This is a genomic window from Neobacillus drentensis (genome assembly GCF_036966985.1).
Classification (GTDB): domain Bacteria; phylum Bacillota; class Bacilli; order Bacillales; family Cytobacillaceae; genus Neobacillus; species Neobacillus drentensis_E.
Genome location: NZ_JBALSN010000746.1, coordinates 1 through 1111, shown reverse-complemented (window position 1 = coordinate 1111; position 1111 = coordinate 1). Strand labels below are relative to the sequence as shown.

Annotated in this window: 1 protein-coding gene; it reads left to right on the top strand. The window is 34.6% G+C overall.

Translation table 11 applies throughout. The annotated features are described in order from the left end of the window. A partial coding sequence (locus V7659_RS31245; protein ID WP_335543872.1) for an ATP-binding protein occupies window positions 1-1033 on the top strand: 1033 nt, incomplete at its 5' end. Window positions 1034-1111: the final 78 nt, after the last annotated feature.

Below are 1111 nucleotides of genomic sequence, written 5' to 3'. Positions count from 1 at the left end.
TATCTATTTTATTAAAAAGGGGAATCCTTACGTAGTAAAATACATCTATATTATAGGCTATATTAGTATTGATATGGTTGATAGCCTAATGACCTATTTAGGATCAACAGCTTCATTTGGTTCGGGGAATATTGTTGAGGTATTATTTCTCCTATTCTGCCCAATTTTTGTAAATAAGAACTATTTCTGGGTGGTTTCACTAGGGATGATTGGGAAGGAAATTTTATTAGGAGTCATTTTGCAAGATTTAAATGTTTTAGTTCCAACTGTTATTTATATTATCTTGTCGTTGATCGCTTATATTTTATTAATCCGGTTTCATTCGTATATTCAAACGTTGACGACTGTGTACGAAGAACTTCGGCAAAAAGAAAAGTTAGCTGTAGTTGGTCAAATGGCAGCTGCTATTGGTCATGAGATTCGTAATCCCTTATCTTCATTGCGGGGGTTTACACAATTGCAGCAAGAACGATACCCAAACACCAACGAGTATTATCCGATTATGATTCAGGAAATTGACCGGATTAATACAATTGTTAATGATCTGATGTATATTGGTAAACCAAGAGTCATTAAATTCGAGAAAGCTAGTATTGAAGAGGTAGTTGCCTATACGTTATCGATTACGCAACAACAAGCGGAGAGACAGGGAGTCACTGTAGAGACAATAATGGCAGGGCCATTACCACCTATCGAATGTGATGAAAAGCAACTAAAGCAAGTGTTTATCAATTTGATAAAAAATGCAATCGAAGCCATGCCTGAGGGTGGTAGGATAGAAATCCGTGTTCAAGTAATAGAAAAACAGAAAATGGTTGTTTCTATTCAAGATGAGGGTAGTGGAATTAAAGATGAGAACATCTTAAATCTTGGTGAACCATTTTTTACGACGAAAGCAGATGGAACTGGTTTAGGTTTAATGGTTACGAATCAAATCATTAAGGATCACAATGGTGAACTGAATATAGATAGTAAGATCAATAAAGGGACTCGAGTAATTGTATCTTTGCCGATACTACAAATAGTCAAATAGTTCTACAATTATACAAAATTCCTCAAAATAACATGTTACAAGGGTATTATGAATGATATATAATGTAGAGGAATACAG